Source organism: Pseudomonas sp. YNh, assembly GCF_037993085.1.
GTDB classification, from domain to species: Bacteria; Pseudomonadota; Gammaproteobacteria; order Pseudomonadales; family Pseudomonadaceae; genus Aquipseudomonas; species Aquipseudomonas putida.
Genome location: NZ_JBBMRJ010000005.1, coordinates 1 through 16,438, shown reverse-complemented (window position 1 = coordinate 16,438; position 16,438 = coordinate 1). Strand labels below are relative to the sequence as shown.

The 16,438-nt window shown below is 65.8% G+C and carries 11 protein-coding genes and 1 rRNA gene; 7 read left to right on the top strand and 5 right to left on the bottom strand.

Going from position 1 to position 16,438, the window contains the following annotated elements; all coding sequences use genetic code 11:
• Positions 1-24: 24 nt before the first annotated feature.
• The 3 genes from WF331_RS05920 to WF331_RS05910 are packed head-to-tail and all read right to left on the bottom strand — an operon-like array spanning position 25 to position 2,145.
• Positions 25-744 (bottom strand): histidine phosphatase family protein, encoded by a 720-nt coding sequence (locus tag WF331_RS05920; RefSeq protein ID WP_084966942.1) that lies wholly within the window; start codon positions 742-744, stop codon positions 25-27.
• Entirely contained in the window at positions 737-1,099 is a 363-nt protein-coding gene (locus WF331_RS05915) for a DUF6285 domain-containing protein (protein WP_016500607.1), read from the bottom strand. The genes WF331_RS05920 and WF331_RS05915 overlap by 8 nt, the downstream gene beginning before the upstream one ends.
• On the bottom strand, positions 1,096-2,145 hold the full coding sequence (locus WF331_RS05910; RefSeq protein ID WP_174370470.1) for a phosphotransferase family protein: 1,050 nt from the start codon (positions 2,143-2,145) through the stop codon (positions 1,096-1,098). The genes WF331_RS05915 and WF331_RS05910 overlap by 4 nt, the downstream gene beginning before the upstream one ends.
• A gap of 275 nt (positions 2,146-2,420) precedes the next feature.
• Here WF331_RS05910 and WF331_RS05905 point away from each other — a divergent pair, with 275 nt between their 5' ends.
• The 7 genes from WF331_RS05905 (at position 2,421) to WF331_RS05875 (ending at position 14,208) form a co-directional block, all read left to right on the top strand.
• Positions 2,421-5,078 (top strand): LuxR C-terminal-related transcriptional regulator, encoded by a 2,658-nt coding sequence (locus WF331_RS05905; protein WP_284363880.1) that lies wholly within the window; start codon positions 2,421-2,423, stop codon positions 5,076-5,078.
• Between the two features lie 111 nt (positions 5,079-5,189).
• Positions 5,190-6,977 (top strand): acyl-CoA dehydrogenase C-terminal domain-containing protein, encoded by a 1,788-nt coding sequence (locus tag WF331_RS05900; RefSeq protein ID WP_284363882.1) that lies wholly within the window; start codon positions 5,190-5,192, stop codon positions 6,975-6,977.
• Between the two features lie 172 nt (positions 6,978-7,149).
• Entirely contained in the window at positions 7,150-9,252 is a 2,103-nt protein-coding gene (locus WF331_RS05895) for a 3-hydroxyacyl-CoA dehydrogenase NAD-binding domain-containing protein (RefSeq protein WP_340622730.1), read from the top strand.
• A 33-nt stretch (positions 9,253-9,285) separates the two neighbouring features.
• Positions 9,286-10,470 (top strand): acetyl-CoA C-acyltransferase, encoded by a 1,185-nt coding sequence (locus WF331_RS05890; RefSeq protein WP_016500612.1) that lies wholly within the window; start codon positions 9,286-9,288, stop codon positions 10,468-10,470.
• A 15-nt stretch (positions 10,471-10,485) separates the two neighbouring features.
• Entirely contained in the window at positions 10,486-11,259 is a 774-nt protein-coding gene (locus WF331_RS05885) for an SDR family NAD(P)-dependent oxidoreductase (RefSeq protein WP_049275167.1), read from the top strand.
• Between the two features lie 30 nt (positions 11,260-11,289).
• Positions 11,290-12,930, top strand: coding sequence for a propionate catabolism operon regulatory protein PrpR (gene prpR / locus WF331_RS05880; protein WP_284363887.1), 1,641 nt, complete (start codon positions 11,290-11,292; stop codon positions 12,928-12,930).
• 75 nt (positions 12,931-13,005) lie between these two features.
• Entirely contained in the window at positions 13,006-14,208 is a 1,203-nt protein-coding gene (locus tag WF331_RS05875) for an MFS transporter (protein ID WP_284363888.1), read from the top strand.
• 10 nt (positions 14,209-14,218) lie between these two features.
• On the opposite strand, the gene WF331_RS05870 is transcribed toward WF331_RS05875, so the two are convergent.
• Both WF331_RS05870 and rrf read right to left on the bottom strand, forming a co-directional pair.
• Positions 14,219-16,027, bottom strand: a complete 1,809-nt coding sequence (locus WF331_RS05870) for an ABC transporter ATP-binding protein/permease (RefSeq protein WP_174370464.1) — start codon at positions 16,025-16,027, stop codon at positions 14,219-14,221.
• A 281-nt stretch (positions 16,028-16,308) separates the two neighbouring features.
• A 5S ribosomal RNA gene (gene rrf, locus WF331_RS05865) occupies positions 16,309-16,424 on the bottom strand.
• Positions 16,425-16,438 lie beyond the last annotated feature (14 nt).

Sequence of the window (16,438 nt, the reverse complement as noted above, 5' to 3'; positions counted from 1 at the left end):
ATTCCTTAACAGGGTCATCAGGGGTCAGGCGAGCAGGCGACGCGGGTCGATGGAGGCGTGCACGTGTTCCATGACGGTCCGGTCGATCGTTGCCTTGGCAGGGTCGTAGGCTGAGTAGTTGAGGGTGCGGATGTAGGCACGCAGCACCTGCGGGCCAGCCATGTCGATGTCGACGATGTTCAGGCAGGCCGGGTCTTGCTCGAAGGCAGCCAAGGCACCAAGGCCGGCGCCGCAGGCCCAGGCCAGAAGAATGCGGTTGACCGCATCGTGGCTGACCAGCAGCAGCGCGCTCCAGTCAGGTGCTTCCAGCAACTGCTGGAAGCTGCCCAGCACGCGTTGCCGGAACGCGGCCCAAGGCTCGCCGCGCAAGAAGGCTGCGTCGGGGCGATCGGCGAGCTGATAAGCCTGGGCCACTTCACGATGCAGGTATTCACGGGGGATTTCCCGCAAGCGGCCGGCACGGATTTCACGAAACCCGGCGCGCTCCTCCACAGGCTGGACGCGGCCGCCCAGGAGCTGGTCGAGGGTTTGCCGGGTGCGCGGGTAGTCTGAGCACACGGCGCGGTCGAATGGCGTGTGCGCCAGCACCTGGCCCAGCGCCTGGGCCTGGGCTACGCCCTTGGCCGACAACGCCACGCTGCGGGGGTCGAGGGGGCGGCCGCTGGCGTCGAAGTAGTCGACATGGCCATGGCGCACCAGGTAGCAGCGGCGTCGGCGCACGGGCTGGGCAGGCTGTTCAGTCATGGGCCAATACCTTGGGGTTAGTGATGCTCAGTTGTGCACGGTTGATGGTGCGCAGTGCCGCCATCAGGCGGGCGCGGGGCTCGCCGGCCTGGTCGTAGGCACCCTGGCGAATATGCTGGGCGAGTTCGCTGCGGGCTTGCTCGAGCGAGGCCTGGCCTTGCAGCAGACCGGCCATGGCCTGGCGTTCGATGTCGGCACAGGCCGCACCCTGGGCGGCCTCGCGGCTGGCGATCAGCAAGGCGCTGGCCACCATCCGCGCCTCGTAGTGCAAGTGCGCCGGCAATGCGGGCAACAACTGTCTGAGCACGGCGTCACGCGCCGTCAGCAGCAAATCCTGGGCATCGGGCTGGTTCATGCGCGGCCTCCTTGGGTGAGCAACAGCAGTTCCTGTTCGAGCTCGCTGACCATGCGCCCGGTCAACGCCAGTTCCAGCGAGCGTTGCTGGCCTGAGGCATGGCGTTCGGCCTGCTGCAGGGCGATTACCGCCCAGCGCAGGTGGGCCATGACCTGCCAGAAACGCAGCGTTTCTTTGTCCAGGTCGAGTGGCGAGACGCTGCGGTAGCCGGCGAGCAGGTCGTCCAGGCGGCCGATGCCGCCCGCCGCCAGGTCCGGCCGGGTAAACCGCCAGCAGCGTGCGGTGAACCAGCCCAGGTCTTCGCGGGGGTCGCCCCAGCCGGCGAATTCCCAGTCCAGCACACCGCAGAGCTCCCCTCCCTCGACCATGTAGTTGCCTGTGCGGTAGTCGCGGTGGATCAGGCAGGAGGCAAGGGGCGCAGGCTTGTTCAGCTCGCACCAGCGCAGGCCCCATTCGATGATCGGGTGGCTGCCCGGCAAAGCATCGAGGAACAGGCGGTACTGGTCGACGCTGGCCTGCACGGCGTCGGCCACCGGTGCAGGCAGGAACGCCAGCGCCGCTTGCGGTGGGCGCAGTTGGTGCAAGCGTGCGAGGTTGGCCCCAAGCGCCCGGCACAGCCCCGGGTTGCCCTCGGGGCCGCCTTGGCTGCTGGTCAAGCGGTGGCCGCCAGCGTGGCCGGCCAGGGCCTGCATGATGAAGAAATCGCGGCCGATCACCTGTGGCGTCTGGCACAGCCACAGTGGCTTGGGCACCTTCACACCCACGTGGTGAGCAGCGCTGAGCACGGCGAACTCCTGCTCGCGGCTCATGCTGGCGGCCACGGCGGAAGCCGCATCGGTGCGCAGTACCCAACGCTGCGGCACTCCGGCAACCTCGGCCTTTATCAACCAGTTCTCCTGGATGGCGCCACCCGACAATCGCTCGCTGTGGGTGATGCGCACCGGCTGGCCGTGCAGGCGCTCCTGTAGATAGGCAGACAGCACCTCATGGGCGTCTGATACGTCGATGCGAGCACTGGATTGCTGCGCGAAATGGCTGCTTGGCATGGTCGGTCCAACTCACTGTTCACGAGTGCGGTGGCTCTAAGCAAGATGGTTGCCAGCTTCCTAAAAATTAAATATTCACTTAAAAATCAATAGGTTGAATCTAATTTTCCAGCGCACTCAACGCCATTCAAGTCAAACTTGAACAGTGCCATCGCACAGCTGAAACCGCCGTTCAATTCTGCACAGCAGGCCACTGCCCTCCCCCAGCAGAATTTCCCCGCGCCGGGCGTGCGCTCGGCTAGGATGTCTGGCCAAACCGATGGAACCTGCTAGCCATGCATCTTCCCGCGCTCAAACCGAACCAGCTGCGCCCCCCCGCCGAGCCGACCAAGGGGATGGTGCGAGCGCGGCTGCTCGAGCAGCTGGCCAATGCCCTGGACGAAGGTAGCGTCGTGCTCCTGCAAGCACCGCTGGGCTACGGCAAGAGCACACTGCTTGGCCAGTTCACCCGCAGCCTGGCCGGGCCCTGGGCATGGCTGCGCCTGACCCGCGCCGAGAACCAGCCACTGGCCCTGCTGCTGCACCTGCACGCTGCGCTGCAACTGCCTGCGCAACAACGCGACACACCGCAGGCCGAGCACCTGTGGAGCCTGATCCTGGCCGACCTGGAGGCCCGCCAGGCGCCGCTGACGCTGCTGCTCGACGACCTGCACCTGCTCAACGCCGCGCCCGCCTGGCAGTACCTGGACACGCTGCTGCATTACCCGCCGCCTGCGCTGCGCCTGGTCGCCGCCAGCGAAGGGCCGCCCCCGCTGCCGCTGGCCCACTTGCGCCGCGATGGTCGACTGATTGTGCTGGGCGCCCGTGACCTGGCCCTGGACAGCGAAGAGACGCGCCAGTTGGCACAGGCCCGGGACGTCAACCTGGGCAGCGATGCGCTGTACCAGCTGCGCGCCGGCAGCGAGGGCTGGCCCAGCGGTGTGCTGTTCTGGTTCGAGGCCTACCGCGAGGCGCTGCACAGCACCGGCCAGGCCCCCGCTGACCTGCGCCCGATCACCCGCCAGGCCTATGCCCATGCCCGGCAGTTTCTCGAAGAAGAACGGCTGCAGCGCCTGCCCATGCCGTTGCGCGCATTTCTCGAACACACTGCCGTGGCCCAGGTGTTCGATGCGGGCCTTGCCAGCGAACTGGCCGCCAATCCCGATGTGCCCGCCGCGCTGCGCCAGCTGCAGCGCCTTGACCTGATCATCGAAGTCCCCCAGGGCAGCCATGCCGAGTACCGCTACCACCCTGCCTTGCGCAACAGCCTCTACCAACGCCTGGAACAACGCGACCCCCAACGCCTGCGCCAACTGCATCGCCAGGCTGCCCGCTGGCTGCTGGCCCAGCGCCGCTACACCGAAGCGATCTACCAGTTTGGCCGGGCACGCGACCTGGATGCCGTGCTCAACATCGTCGACCGGCACGGTTTCGAGCTGCTGCGCGAGGGCAAGGTCAACACCCTGGTCGATGTGCTCGACGAGGTCGCCGGCCATACCGGCAACGACAGCTTCACCTTGGCGGTGACCGAGGCCTCCACGGTGATGGTCACCAACGATATCGCCCAGGCCTGCCAGTGCCTGCACCAGCTACACGCCTTGCAGCGCCGCCAGGCAGTGCCGCGCCACCCCGAGCGGGTGCAGCAGACGGTGATGTTTTTGCGCAGCCGCCTGGCCTACCTGGGGGGCAACCTGGGGCACGCCCTGGCCCTCGCGGCGCGGGCACTGCAGCGGTTTCCCCAGCACAACGCAGCGCGCTCGGTGCTGTATTTCGACCGCGCCAACTGCCTGGCTGCGCTCGGCCAACTGGAGCAGGCCCACACCGAAGGCAGCCGCGCCCTGCGCGAGCTGCAGGGCTTTGGCCTGAGCGGCTACACCAACCTGCTGCAATTGTTGCTGGCGCAGATCGAACTGGCCCAGGGCGCCAACGATGCTGCATGGGCGCGCCTGCAAGGCATGGCCGAGCTGCCTGCCGCCGGCAGTTCGGGGCGCTTCTATGAACTGTTCCGCCACCTGGGCAAAGGCCTGGCACTGCTGCAAGCCAACCGCCTGGCCCAGGCACGCCAAGCCCTGGCCCAGGCCGAGGTGCTGGCACTGGGCTTCCCCCACAGCGCTGCCCTGCCGTGGGTGTTCCACCACCAGGCATGCCTGCACTGGGCGCTGGGCGAGACCGGCCAGGCCAAGGCACGCTGGGCAGAGGTACGCCGGCTGGCCCGCCAGAACCGTTTGCTCACCCTCTACCGCCAGGCCGGCGCCTGGCTCGCGCGCCTGGCCTTGCGCGACAATGACCAGGACTACCTGCCCGACTGGCTCGACCAATGGCACTGGTGCCGTCGCCAATATGGCGAGCAACTCTTACCGGAAGAGTGGCTTGCCTATGCCTGGGTGCAACGCCACCTCGGCCAGCGCGACAAGGCCTGGCAGATCCAGCAGAGCTTGCAGGCTCAAGCGCAGGCCCAAGGCAACCGCCGCCTGCTGCTCGACGTACTGCTGCTCGATGCTGCCCTGCTACTGGACCGTGGCGCCCGCGACGACGCCCTGCTCTGCCTCGAACAGGCGCTGCAACTGGCCTGCACCTACGGCTTCGGCCAACTGCTGCAGTACGAAGGTGACGCCTGCCTGGAGTCCCTGCGCCAACTGCTGCTGCCCCAGGTGCGCGAACGCCTGGGCCTGGAGGCTCCAGCGCCCTCGCGCGAGCACCTGAATGCGCTGTTCCGGCCATTGCTGGCAAACAAGGAAAACGTGGAAAGCGCCTTGATCGTGCCGCTCTCGCGCCGTGAGCTGGAAGTGTTGCAGCGCATGGCCCGCGGGCAGAGCAACGGCCAGATCGCCGAGGCGATGTTCATCAGCCTGAGCACGGTCAAGACCCACATCAACAACCTGTTCCGCAAGCTCGACGTGGCCGACCGCGACAGCGCCCTGTGTTCGGCGCGCGAACTGCAACTGCTGGGCTGACCTCCACCTGGCCCTCGCCGCGATTCCACCCGCCATTCCACCCGGGGGGTGGACGCGGCGCCCGGGCCTGCCTGTTACAACATGCCGAGTCCACCCAGCCAGGAGTTCGGCATGCCCAGCTACACCGCCCCATTGCGCGATATCACCTTTGTTGCCCAGGAGCTGCTCGGCCTGAGCCGCCACTACCAACAACTGACAGGCTGTGAAGCCCCGGACGCGGCTACCTTCGCCGCCATCGTCGAAGAAGGCGCCAAATTCGCCGAACAGCAGCTGGCCCCGCTCAACGCCGTGGGCGACCAGCACGGCTGCCAGTGGCAGGACGGAAAGGTCACCACCCCGCCCGGCTTTGCCGATGCCTACAAACGCTTCGCCGACAACGGCTGGCTGGGCCTGGACAAGAACCCGGCCTTCGGTGGCCAGGGCCTGCCGCCGTCGCTGGGGTTCGTCAATTACGAGATGGTGTGCAGCGCCAACCACGCCTGGGGCATGTACGGCAACCTCGCTGGTGGCGCCATCAGCACCCTCAGCGAGCACGCTGACGAAGCCCTGCAGCAGCGCTTGCTGCCACCGATGATCGCCGGCCGCTGGGGCGGCACCATGTGCCTGACCGAGGCCCACTGCGGGTCGGACCTCGGCCTGCTGCGTACCAGCGCCAGGCCCCAGGCCGACGGCAGCTACCAGGTCAGCGGCAGCAAGATGTTCATCTCCGCCGGTGAACACGACATGACCGAGAACATCATCCACCTGGTGCTGGCGCGCATCGAAGGCGCACCCGCAGGGGTCAAAGGCATTTCGCTGTTCGCCGTGCCAAAGATCCAGGTCGACGCCCAAGGCCAGCTTGGCGAGCCCAACGGTGTGAGCTGCGGCTCCATCGAACACAAGATGGGCATCCACGGCAACGCTACCTGCGTGCTCAACTTCGACAGCGCCACAGGCTACCTGCTGGGCGAGGCCAACCGTGGCCTGAACGCCATGTTCACCTACATCAACGAGTCGCGCCTGGCGGTGTCCCAGCAGGCCCAGGCCCACGCCGAAGCATCGTTCCAGGGTGCCTTGGCCTATGCCCGCGACCGCGTGCAGATGCGCGCCACACCCCGCTTGCGCAGTGACCAGCCAGCCGACCCGATCATCGGCCATGCCGATGTACGGCGCATGCTGCTGACGCAAAAAGCCTATGCCGAAGGTGGCCGCATGCTTGCCTACACCTGCGCCAAGGGCGTCGACCAGCTGCACCACGGCGCCAGCGCCGGCCTGCGCGAGGCCGCGGCGCGCCGCCTGGCGTTGCTCACGCCGATTGCCAAAGGCTTCCTCACCGAAACCGGCAACGAGGCCGCGCAACTGGGTATCCAGGTATTCGGTGGCCACGGCTACATCCGCGAGTGGGGCATGGAGCAGATTGCACGCGACGTGCGCATCACCGCGATCTACGAAGGCACCAACACCATCCAGGGCCTCGACCTGCTGACCCGCAAGGTGCTGGCCGATGGCGGCGAAGCCCTGGGCGAACTGCTCGGTGAAATCGAAGACTTCATCCAGAGCACAAGTGCCCCGGTCCACCTGGCCCAGGCTCTGCTCAAGCAAGTGATTGCCTGGCGCGAAGTCAGTGCCTGGCTGCGTGACGCCAGCGCAGGCGATGCCAACCTGATCGGCGCCAGCGCCTACGACTACCTGATGCTCAGCGGTTACACCCTGCTCGGCTACCTCTGGCTGCGCGCTGCCTGCGTGGCGGAACGGGCCCTGGCTGCCGGCAGCGACGAGGCTGCCTTCTACCAAGGCAAGCGCGAGACCGCGCGCTTCTACCTGCAGCGCCTGCTGCCACGCGCCAACCTGCACGAAACGCTGATTCGCACCGGTAGCAACAACCTGATGGACATCAGCGAGGCCGCATTCGCCCGCTGATACCACCGCGCCGGTCAAAACCCCGGCAAGCGGCGCTTTACCCTGTGGGAGCGGGCTTGCCCGCGAAGAAAACACCGCGGTGCATGGCACCGGCTTCGCCGGTGTTCGCGGGCGAGCCCGCTCCCACAGGGTCGGCCGAGCGCCCACGGCCCACCAACAGAAAGGTTACCCCATGCAACTCATCGACTATCGCCGCGAAAACCAGCTGGCCCTGATCGGCCTGCGCCACGCGCCGGTCAACGCCCTTGGCCATGACTTGCGCCAGGCACTGATGCAGGCCTGCAGCCGGGCCGCTGCTGACCCCGAAGTGCAGGCCATCATCCTGCACGGTCAGCAACTGCCGTTCAGTGCCGGTGCCGACATCAGCGAGTTCGGCAGCCCACGCACCTGGGAGGCGCCGGCACTGCCCGAACTCCTCGATGCCCTGACCCGCATCGAAAAACCCCTGATTGCCGCCATCGACGGGGTGGCCCTGGGCGGCGGCCTGGAACTGGCCTTGGCTTGCAGCCATCGTCTGGCTACCGCCACCGCACGCCTGGGGCTGCCCGAAGTCCGCCTCGGCCTGCTGCCCGGTGCTGGCGGCACCCAGCGCCTGCCGCGCCTTATCGGCGTAGCCCCGGCGTTGGAGATGATGCTCAGCGGCGACCCGATCGATGGCCGCCAGGGCCTTGCCCTAGGTCTGATCGATCGCCTGGTCGAAAGCCGGCAGGACTTACTCGAAGCAGCCTGCACTTTGGCTCGCGAGCAACTGGCCCAACCGGCCCTGCCAAGCGCCCCTGCAACACCTTTGGCCGCTGGCCTGGAAAGCGACTTCTTCGCCAGCCGCGAGGCACAGCTGATCGCCCGCAAGCCCGGCCAGACTGCGCCCCTGCGCGTGCTCGCCGCGGTCCGCGCCGCCTGCGAGATGCCCCTGGCCGAGGGCCTGGCCCGCGAGCAGGTCCTGTTCCGCGAAGCCCTGCAAGACCCACAGGCCACCGCCCTGCGCCACCAGTTCTTCGCCGAGCGCGAGGCGCTGCGCGTACCCGGCATCGACGCCAGCACGGCGCTGCGCAGCATTGACCGGGTGGCGGTGATCGGCGCCGGCACCATGGGCGCCGGCATCGCCATGAACTTTATCAACGCCGGTATCCCGGTGCGCCTGCTGGAGCTCAAGCCCGAAGCACTGGACCGGGGCCTGGCGCACATCCGCAAGACCTACGAAGGCAGCATCAAGCGCGGCAAGCTTGGCGCCGGGCAGCTCGAACAACGTATGACCCTGCTGCGAGGCACCCTCGACTATGCCGACCTGGCCGACGCCGACCTGGTGATCGAGGCGGTGTTCGAGGACCTGTCGATCAAGCAGCAGGTATTCCGCACCCTGGACCGGGTGTGCAAGCCGGGCGCGATTCTCGCCAGCAACACCTCGACTCTGGACGTCGACCGCATCGCCGCCTGTACCCGCCGACCGCAGGACGTGGTCGGCCTGCATTTCTTCAGCCCGGCGAACGTCATGCGCCTGCTCGAAGTGGTGCGCGGCCGGCTGACGGCGCCCGACGTGCTGGCCACCACGCTGCAGGTCGCCAGGCGCATCGGCAAATTGCCAGTGGTGTCGGGCGTGTGCTTTGGCTTCATCGGCAACCGCATGCTTGAACCCTATGCCCGCGAAGCCCATCGCCTGGTGCTTGAAGGCGCCTCGCCAGCCCAGGTTGACAAGGTGCTCACCGGCCTGGGCCTGGCCATGGGCGTGTTCGCCATGTGCGACCTGGCCGGCATCGATGTCGGCTACCTGGTGCGTCAGGCACGGCGCAGTGAAATCGCCCACGACCCGAGCTACTTCCGCCTGGCCGACGAGCTCTACAGCCTGGGCCGCTACGGCCAGAAGAGCGGGCGGGGGTTCTACCGCTACGAAGGCCGCGAACGCATCGAAGACCCGGAAGTGGAGCAGATTGCGGCGCAACTGGCGGCCAGGCTGGGCATCACCCGGCGCACCATCAGCGACGCCGAAATCCACGACCGCTGCCTGTTCATGCTGGTCAACGAGGGCCTGCAGTTGCTCGATGAAGGCATTGCCCTGAGAAGTGGCGACATCGACCTGGTGTGGACCAACGGCTACGGCTTCCCGGCCTGGCGTGGGGGCCCGCTGCACTATGCCCGCGAGCTGGGCCTGGACAACGTGCTGGCGGGCATCGAGCAACAGCGCGAAGCGCTCGGCGCCTATGGCCAAATGTGGCTGCAGCCAGCCCCGTTGCTGCGGCGCCTGGCTTCCAGTGCGAAGTTGCGCACGGCCAGCCTCTGAGCCGTTCTCCCCTGTCATCAAGGACCCCCGGACATGAAAGAAGCCGTCATTCTCTCCACCGCCCGTACGCCGATCGGCAAGGCCTTTCGCGGCGCGCTGAACAACACCCGCTCGCCAAGCCTGGCCGCACAGGCCATCCAGGCGGCAGTTGCCCGCGCCGGCATCGCCGGTGATGAAATCGAAGACTTGGTAATGGGTACCGCGATGCCCTCCGGCACCGCTGGCTGGAACCTGGGCCGCATGAGCGCGCTGGCTGCCGGCCTGCCGGTGTCGGTCAGCGGCCAGACCCTGGACCGCCAGTGCGCCTCCGGGCTGATGGCAATCGCCACCGCCGCCAAACAGATCATGGTCGATGGCATGCAGGTGACCGTCGGCGCCGGCCAGGAAAACATCAGCGCGGTACAGGCGCGTAACCTGGAATGGGCATTGGCCGAGCAGGACATCAGCGTGATCCAACGTGTCCCACACGCCTACATGCCGATGCTGCAGACTGCCGAGCACGTGGCCAAGCGCTATGGCATCAGCCGCGACGCCCAGGACGCCTACGCCCTGCAGTCACAGCTGCGCACCGCCGCCGCCCAGCGCAGCGGGTTGTTCGAGACCGAAATCGTGCCCGTGACAGCGCAGCAGTTGATCAAAGACAAGCAGACCGGCGAGGTCAGTTACCGCGAGGTGACCTTGACGCAGGACGAAGGCAACCGCCCGCAGACACGCCTGGAGGACCTGACCGGCTTGAAACCCGTGCTCGAAGGCGGCTGCATCACCGCCGGCAATGCCAGCCAGCTGTCCGACGGTGCCAGCGCCTGCGTACTGATGGACGCGCGCCTGGCCGAGCAGCGCAACCTTGAGCCGCTCGGCCTGTACCGGGGCATCGCGGTGGCCGGCCTGGCCCCGGAAGAGATGGGCATTGGCCCTGTGTACGCCGTACCGCGCCTGCTCCAGCAGCATGGGCTGAAGGTGGGCGACATCGGCCTGTGGGAACTCAACGAAGCGTTCGCCTGCCAGGTGCTGTATTGCCGCGACAAGCTGGGTATCGACCCCGCGCGGCTGAACGTCAACGGCGGCGCCATCGCCATCGGCCATCCCTATGGCATGAGCGGTGCGCGGATGGTCGGGCATGCCTTGCTCGAAGGCAAACGGCGCGGGGTGCGCTTCGTGGTGGTGACCATGTGCGTGGGCGGTGGCATGGGTGCCGCCGGCCTGTTCGAAGTACTTTGACCAAGGGCCGACAGCATGCTTGCAAACACATTTTCCCTGGCTGATAAGACCGTGCTGGTCACCGGGGCCTCCAGCGGCCTGGGCGCGCATTTCGCACGCCTGGCCCAGGCTGCTGGCGCCCGGGTAGTGCTGGCAGCGCGCCGGGTCGAGCGCCTGCAGGTGCTGGCCGAAGCACTGCAGGCCAACGGCGGTGAAGCACTTGCCATAGCTCTGGACGTGACCCGCCGCGACAGCGTCGAACAGGCCTTCGACCAAGCCGAGGCACGCTTTGGCGTGGTCGACGTGATCATCAACAATGCCGGTATCGGCGACCCCGGGCGCTTTCTCGATATGAGGGAGCAGGACTGGCAACGCATGCTCTCGACCAACCTCGACGGTGTGTTTCATGTCGCCCAGTGCGCAGCCCAGCGCCTGGTCAAGGCCGGGCAGCCAGGCAGCATCGTCAACATCGCCTCGATCCTCGGCCTGCGGGTCGGCAGCGGCCTGAGCCACTACTGCACGGCCAAGGCCGCCGTGGTGCAACTGACCAAGGCCATGGCACTGGAGCTGGCCCGTTACCGGATCCGCGTCAATGCCATTGCCCCAGGCTACTTCAGGACCGAAATGAATGAAGATTACTTCGACAGCGAGGACGGCCAGGGCTACATCAAAAACCACGTGCCGATGCGCCGCCTGGGGCAACTGCACGAACTGGACGGGCCTTTGCTGTTGCTGGCCAGTGATGCCGGCGCATTCATGACCGGCAGCATCGTGGCCGTGGATGGCGGGCACCTGGTAAACCCTCTGTAATGCCCCAGTTGCTATAGACAAGGAGCCTGTATGCCCGTCACCGCTTACCTGCCCCGCGTGGTTGCGCTGGTTACCCACCTGCATCGCCCCGCCGCTCCCAGCCGCATGGCGCAATTGATCGAGCAAGTAAGCGCCGACTACCGGCAACAAGCCCGTATAGAGGTCATCGAAACCACCCTGGCCGACCTGCTGCCACTGGCGCGCGATCTGGAAAGCCACCAGCAGGCAGACGTCATTCTGTGTTCCGGTGCTGCCGCCGATTACTTGCGACAGCACCTGATTACCTCGGTGCGGACCCTGCACCTGGGCGAGTTCGACCTGATCCGTGCCCTGGTGCAGGCCCGCGACCGGGCCAGCCGGGTGGGTATCCTCAGTTTCGGCCAGCCGTATCCGGAACTGGCGGCGATGCAGGCGCTGTTCACCCTGCAGATTCGCGAGCAGACCTACACCAGCCTGGAGCAGGCCCGGGATCAGGTCGAACGCTTGGTCGCGGATGGATTCGAGGTGATCATCGGCTCGCCAACGGTATGCCAGTTGGCCGACGCAGCAGGTGCCCAAGGGGTCCTGGCGCTGGATGCCGAAAGCCTGCGCCATACATTCGACAGCCTGGTGACCCTGAGTGCCAAGGCTGGTGGCGCCCCCACACGCCGCCTGCCACGGCGCAGCCTTGAACAGCCCGATACGCGCCCGTTCAAGGCGCGCCATCGCTTCGAGCAACTGCTCGGTGACGCGCCGGCATTTCGCGCCATCCTCAGCCTGGCTCAGCGTTACGCACAGGCTGACGCCACGGTGCTGATCACTGGCGAAAGCGGTACCGGCAAGGAGTTGCTGGCGCAGAGCATGCACCATGCCAGCCCGCGCCAACAGGGGCCGTTCGTGGCGATCAACTGTGCTGCGCTGCCCGAGTCGCTGCTTGAAAGTGAACTGTTCGGCTACGAGGACGGTGCCTTCACCGGTTCGCGCAAAGGCGGCAAGCCCGGCCTGATCGAGCTGGCGCACACCGGTACTTTGTTCCTCGACGAGATAGGCGACATGCCGGTGGCGCTGCAGACCCGCCTGCTGCGTGTGTTGCAAGAGCGCGAGGTGCTGCGCCTGGGTGCCTGCGAGCCGACCCCGGTTGACATCCGGGTGATTGCCGCCACCCATTGCGACCTGCCCGCGCGCATCGCCGACCAGCGCTTTCGCCAAGACCTGTATTACCGCCTGAACATCCTGCGCCTGGCCGTACCGCCGCTACGCGAGAGGATCGCGGACATCGTGCCGCTGTTCAATGCCCTGCTTGCGCGTCACTGCCGTGCCAATGGCTTGCCGTCTTCAAGCGACGAGCACGTGCAGCAGCTTATGCCACTGATGTTGCGTCACCCTTGGCCGGGTAACATTCGTGAACTGGAGAACATCGCCGAGCGCGCGGCCTTTTGCCTGAGTACGCAGGGGCACGATGACGAGGTCGATCTGGCCACCCTGTTCCCGGAGTTCTTCGAGGCCGGCGCGGCTGCAGCGGCGAAGCGGCCCCTTGCCGCCACCGACAACCTGCGTAGCCTGGGCAAAGCAGCCGAAACGGCCCATGCGCGTCAGGTGCTGGACGGCTGCGACGGCAACATGGACGAGGCCGCACGGCGCCTGGGGGTCAGCCGCAGCACCGTCTGGCGGCGGGTGCGCAGCCTGGCCTGACCGGTCGTGGTTCCGGTTTGCATCCTGCACGTGGGCTCCTACAGTTTGAACGTAGCAACACCGACGAGACCCCAGATGCGCAGCAATGAAGAAAGCGGCGCCGTTAATGCCAGCCGATCCTTGCCAAAGATCCCGCGCAGTGTCTGGGCGCTGGGCTTCGTGTCGATGTTCATGGACATTTCCTCGGAGATGATCCACGCCCTGCTGCCACTTTACATGGTCACCGTGCTCGGCACCTCGGTGGTGGCGGTGGGCGTTATCGAAGGTATCGCCGAGGCAACCGCCTCGATCACCAAAGTGTTTTCCGGTGCGCTCAGCGACCGGCTGGGCAAGCGCAAGCTGCTGACCGTGCTCGGCTATGGCCTGGGCGCGTTAACCAAGCCGGTATTCCCCATGGCTTGCGGGCTGGAGTGGCTGATCGCAGCACGTTTCGTCGACCGGGTCGGCAAAGGCATCCGTGGGGCGCCGCGTGATGCGCTGGTGGCTGATGTCACGCCCCCCGAGTTGCGTGGTGCCGCCTTTGGCCTGCGTCAGGCGCTGGATACGGTTGGTGCTTTCCTCGGGCCATTGCTGGCAATCATGCTGATGTGGCTGACCGCGAGCCACTTCCAGATGGTGTTCTGGGTGTCGGTGATCCCGGCGTTCGTGGCGGTGTACATCCTCATCGCCTTCGTGCGCGAACCTGAAACGCCGGCCACGACAAGGCCCGTGCGCGCACCGCTGGCGGTGCACGAACTGGTCCGGCTGGGCCCGGCCTACTGGCGGCTGATCGGCCTGGCCACATTGTTCACCCTTGCCCGCTTCAGCGAGGCATTCCTGTTACTGCGCGCCCAGGACATGGGCCTGGCGCCGATGTGGGCGCCGGCGGTGCTGGTGCTGATGGCGCTGGCCTATTCGGTGTCGGCCTACCCTGCCGGGGTGCTGTCGGACCGCCTGGGGCGCCGCGGCGTGCTGATGACGGGACTGGGGATGCTGATCGCCGCCGACCTGTTGCTGGCCCTGCTGCCTGGCTGGGCGGGGTTGGCCCTGGGGGTTGCCGCCTGGGGTCTGCACCTGGGCTTTACCCAAGGCATCTTCGCGGCCATGATCGCCGACAGCGCACCCGCCAACCTGCGCGGCACCGCCTTCGGCCTGTTCAACCTGCTGACCGGGGTGGCACTGCTGGCGGCCAGCGTGGTGGCAGGGTTGTTGTGGGATGGTGCGGGTTTCCAGGCAACCTTCCTGGTCGGCGCAGGGCTTGCCAGCACCACCCTGGTGGGGGTGATGCTGTTTCGTTGAGCACACCGGGCTAGGCCAATGCCGGTTCCTGCTTGAGCAACGACCAGCCCCCGTGCCCATCCACCTCCAGCCGGTGAGTATGGAACCCCGCCAGTGTGCTGCGATGGCCAACACTGACCAGCAGCGCACCCGGCATTTCCGTGCGCAGCAGCGAATACAGGGCGTGCTCGAGCCCTTCGTCCATCGCCGAAGTGGACTCGTCGAGGAAAACTACCTGAGGCCGGTTGAACAGCACCCGTGCGAACGCCAGGCGCTGCTGCTCGCCCACCGAGAGAATATGCGACCAGTCGCAACTGACCTCCAGCCGATCCGCCAGATGAGCCAGATTGACCTGGCGCAAGGCCTGTTGCATACGTACTTCGTCCTCGGGCTTGCTGGCTGCCGGGTAGGCGATGACCGCCCGCAAGTCACCCAGCGGCAGGTAGGGACGCTGCGACAGGAACAGCGCCTGATGGCCTGGCGGGCGCCTGACCTTACCTTCAGCATATGGCCAGAGGCCCGCCAGGGCCCGCAGCAGCGTGGTTTTACCACTGCCCGACGGGCCCTTGATCAATAGTGCCTGACCGGCGTGCAGGCTCAGGTCAAGGTCAGCGACAAGGGCATGCCCGTCTGGCCGAAGTACCTGCAGATCAGTGATTTCCAGCGCATGTTGCTGAGCCTCGGTGGTGACACGCGGCAAGGCGCTCGCCTGCTCGTTGGCATCAAGAAAACCGGTCAGACGGTCGAGGGTGGCCCGGTATTGAGCGAACGCATCGTAAGATTCGCGGAAGAACGACAATGAATCCTGCACCTGGCCAAAGGCCTGGGCGGTCTGCATGACGTCACCCAACTTGATCGCACCGCTGAAGAAGCGTGGCGCCTGGAGTATAAACGGGAACACCACGGCAACCTGGCTAACACCCAAGTTGAAACCACTGAATTTCAGGTTCCGGAACACCAGCGCCCAGGCGTTGACGATCAAGGCGCCAAAGCGGCCCAGCAACGTGCCACGCTCCACCAAGGCGCCTTGGTAGAAGGCAATGTTCTCGGCATTCTCGCGCAGGCGCATCAGCGCATAGCGAAAGTTGGCGGTGAGTTTTTCATTGAGGAAGTTCAGGCGGATCAACGGGCGCCCCAGGCGGAAGGCAATCCAGGTGGCAACGATGACATACAGGTACACGGCAAACACCATCGCCCGGGGGACTTCCACACCGGCAACCGCCAGCGGTGCCGACAGCGACCAGAGGATCCCGGTGAACGCTACCAGCGACACCAGTGCACTGACAGCGCCCAAGGCCAGGGTGACCGAGTTGGTGACAAATGCATTGGCATCCAGCTCGATACGCTGATCAGGGTTGTCCACCGGCTCGGCCAGAAACTGACCACGGTAGTAGGCATCGCCGTGCATCCAGTCGTGGGTCAGGCGCTCGGTGAGCCAGACCCGCCAACGAATGCTGAATGCCTGGGTTACATAGAAGGTGAACAGCGAGCGCAGCACGTGGATGGTGGCCAGTACGGCAAAGACGCCGAGCATGTACCAGAAGGCGGATTGATCCAGGCCTTGCAAGGCACTGTAGAAGCCGTTGTACCAGAACGAGAACAGGACGTTCAGGCGCACCGAGAACAGCGTCAACACCAGCAACAGCGCAAACACCAACAGTGGCCGCCAACTGCGCCTGAAACTGAAGTAGGGCCCGGCAAGCTGCCAGAATTGGCTGCCCCAGCGTGTGCAACGGACAGCCAGTGTCGCGGCAGCGGTAAAGCAGACAAGGGTGATGAACGAAGCGATTGCCAGCCATCTCAGGCTCTCTTGCAGGGCCTGGTGCCAGTTCATGTCCATGGTGGGTATCCGTGCTGAGTATTTCCGCGAGCGTAGCATTGCCCTACGGTTCATCAGGTATAGATGACGCACATTTCATGAACCTGACCTGTTGCCGCGGCCCCTGTAGGAGCAGCCTTGTGCTGCGAAGAGGCCATTGCAACCCAAGATAATCTTTAGCCTTACCGGCCTCTTCGCAGCACAAGGCTGCTCCTACAGGGCTTCAGGCAGGGCTGGGGATATTTTGGCGAAAAAGACAAAACCCCTACCTGCATGCGCAGATAGGGGTTTTGCGAAATGAATCTTGACGATGACCTACTCTCACATGGGGAAACCCCACACTACCATCGGCGATGCATCGTTTCACTACTGAGTTCGGGATGGGATCAGGTGGTTCCAATGCTCTATGGTCGTCAAGAAATTCTGTAGCCA

Bases quoted from the DNA above. Each gene is read 5' to 3' on its own strand.
- WF331_RS05920 (WP_084966942.1), bottom strand. From the start codon at position 744: ATGACTGAACAGCCTGCCCAGCCCGTGCGCCGACGCCGCTGCTACCTG.
- WF331_RS05915 (WP_016500607.1), bottom strand. From the start codon at position 1,099: ATGAACCAGCCCGATGCCCAGGATTTGCTGCTGACGGCGCGTGACGCC.
- WF331_RS05910 (WP_174370470.1), bottom strand. From the start codon at position 2,145: ATGCCAAGCAGCCATTTCGCGCAGCAATCCAGTGCTCGCATCGACGTA.
- WF331_RS05905 (WP_284363880.1), top strand. From the start codon at position 2,421: ATGCATCTTCCCGCGCTCAAACCGAACCAGCTGCGCCCCCCCGCCGAG.
- WF331_RS05900 (WP_284363882.1), top strand. From the start codon at position 5,190: ATGCCCAGCTACACCGCCCCATTGCGCGATATCACCTTTGTTGCCCAG.
- WF331_RS05895 (WP_340622730.1), top strand. From the start codon at position 7,150: ATGCAACTCATCGACTATCGCCGCGAAAACCAGCTGGCCCTGATCGGC.
- WF331_RS05890 (WP_016500612.1), top strand. From the start codon at position 9,286: ATGAAAGAAGCCGTCATTCTCTCCACCGCCCGTACGCCGATCGGCAAG.
- WF331_RS05885 (WP_049275167.1), top strand. From the start codon at position 10,486: ATGCTTGCAAACACATTTTCCCTGGCTGATAAGACCGTGCTGGTCACC.
- prpR (WP_284363887.1), top strand. From the start codon at position 11,290: ATGCCCGTCACCGCTTACCTGCCCCGCGTGGTTGCGCTGGTTACCCAC.
- WF331_RS05875 (WP_284363888.1), top strand. From the start codon at position 13,006: ATGCGCAGCAATGAAGAAAGCGGCGCCGTTAATGCCAGCCGATCCTTG.
- WF331_RS05870 (WP_174370464.1), bottom strand. From the start codon at position 16,027: ATGGACATGAACTGGCACCAGGCCCTGCAAGAGAGCCTGAGATGGCTG.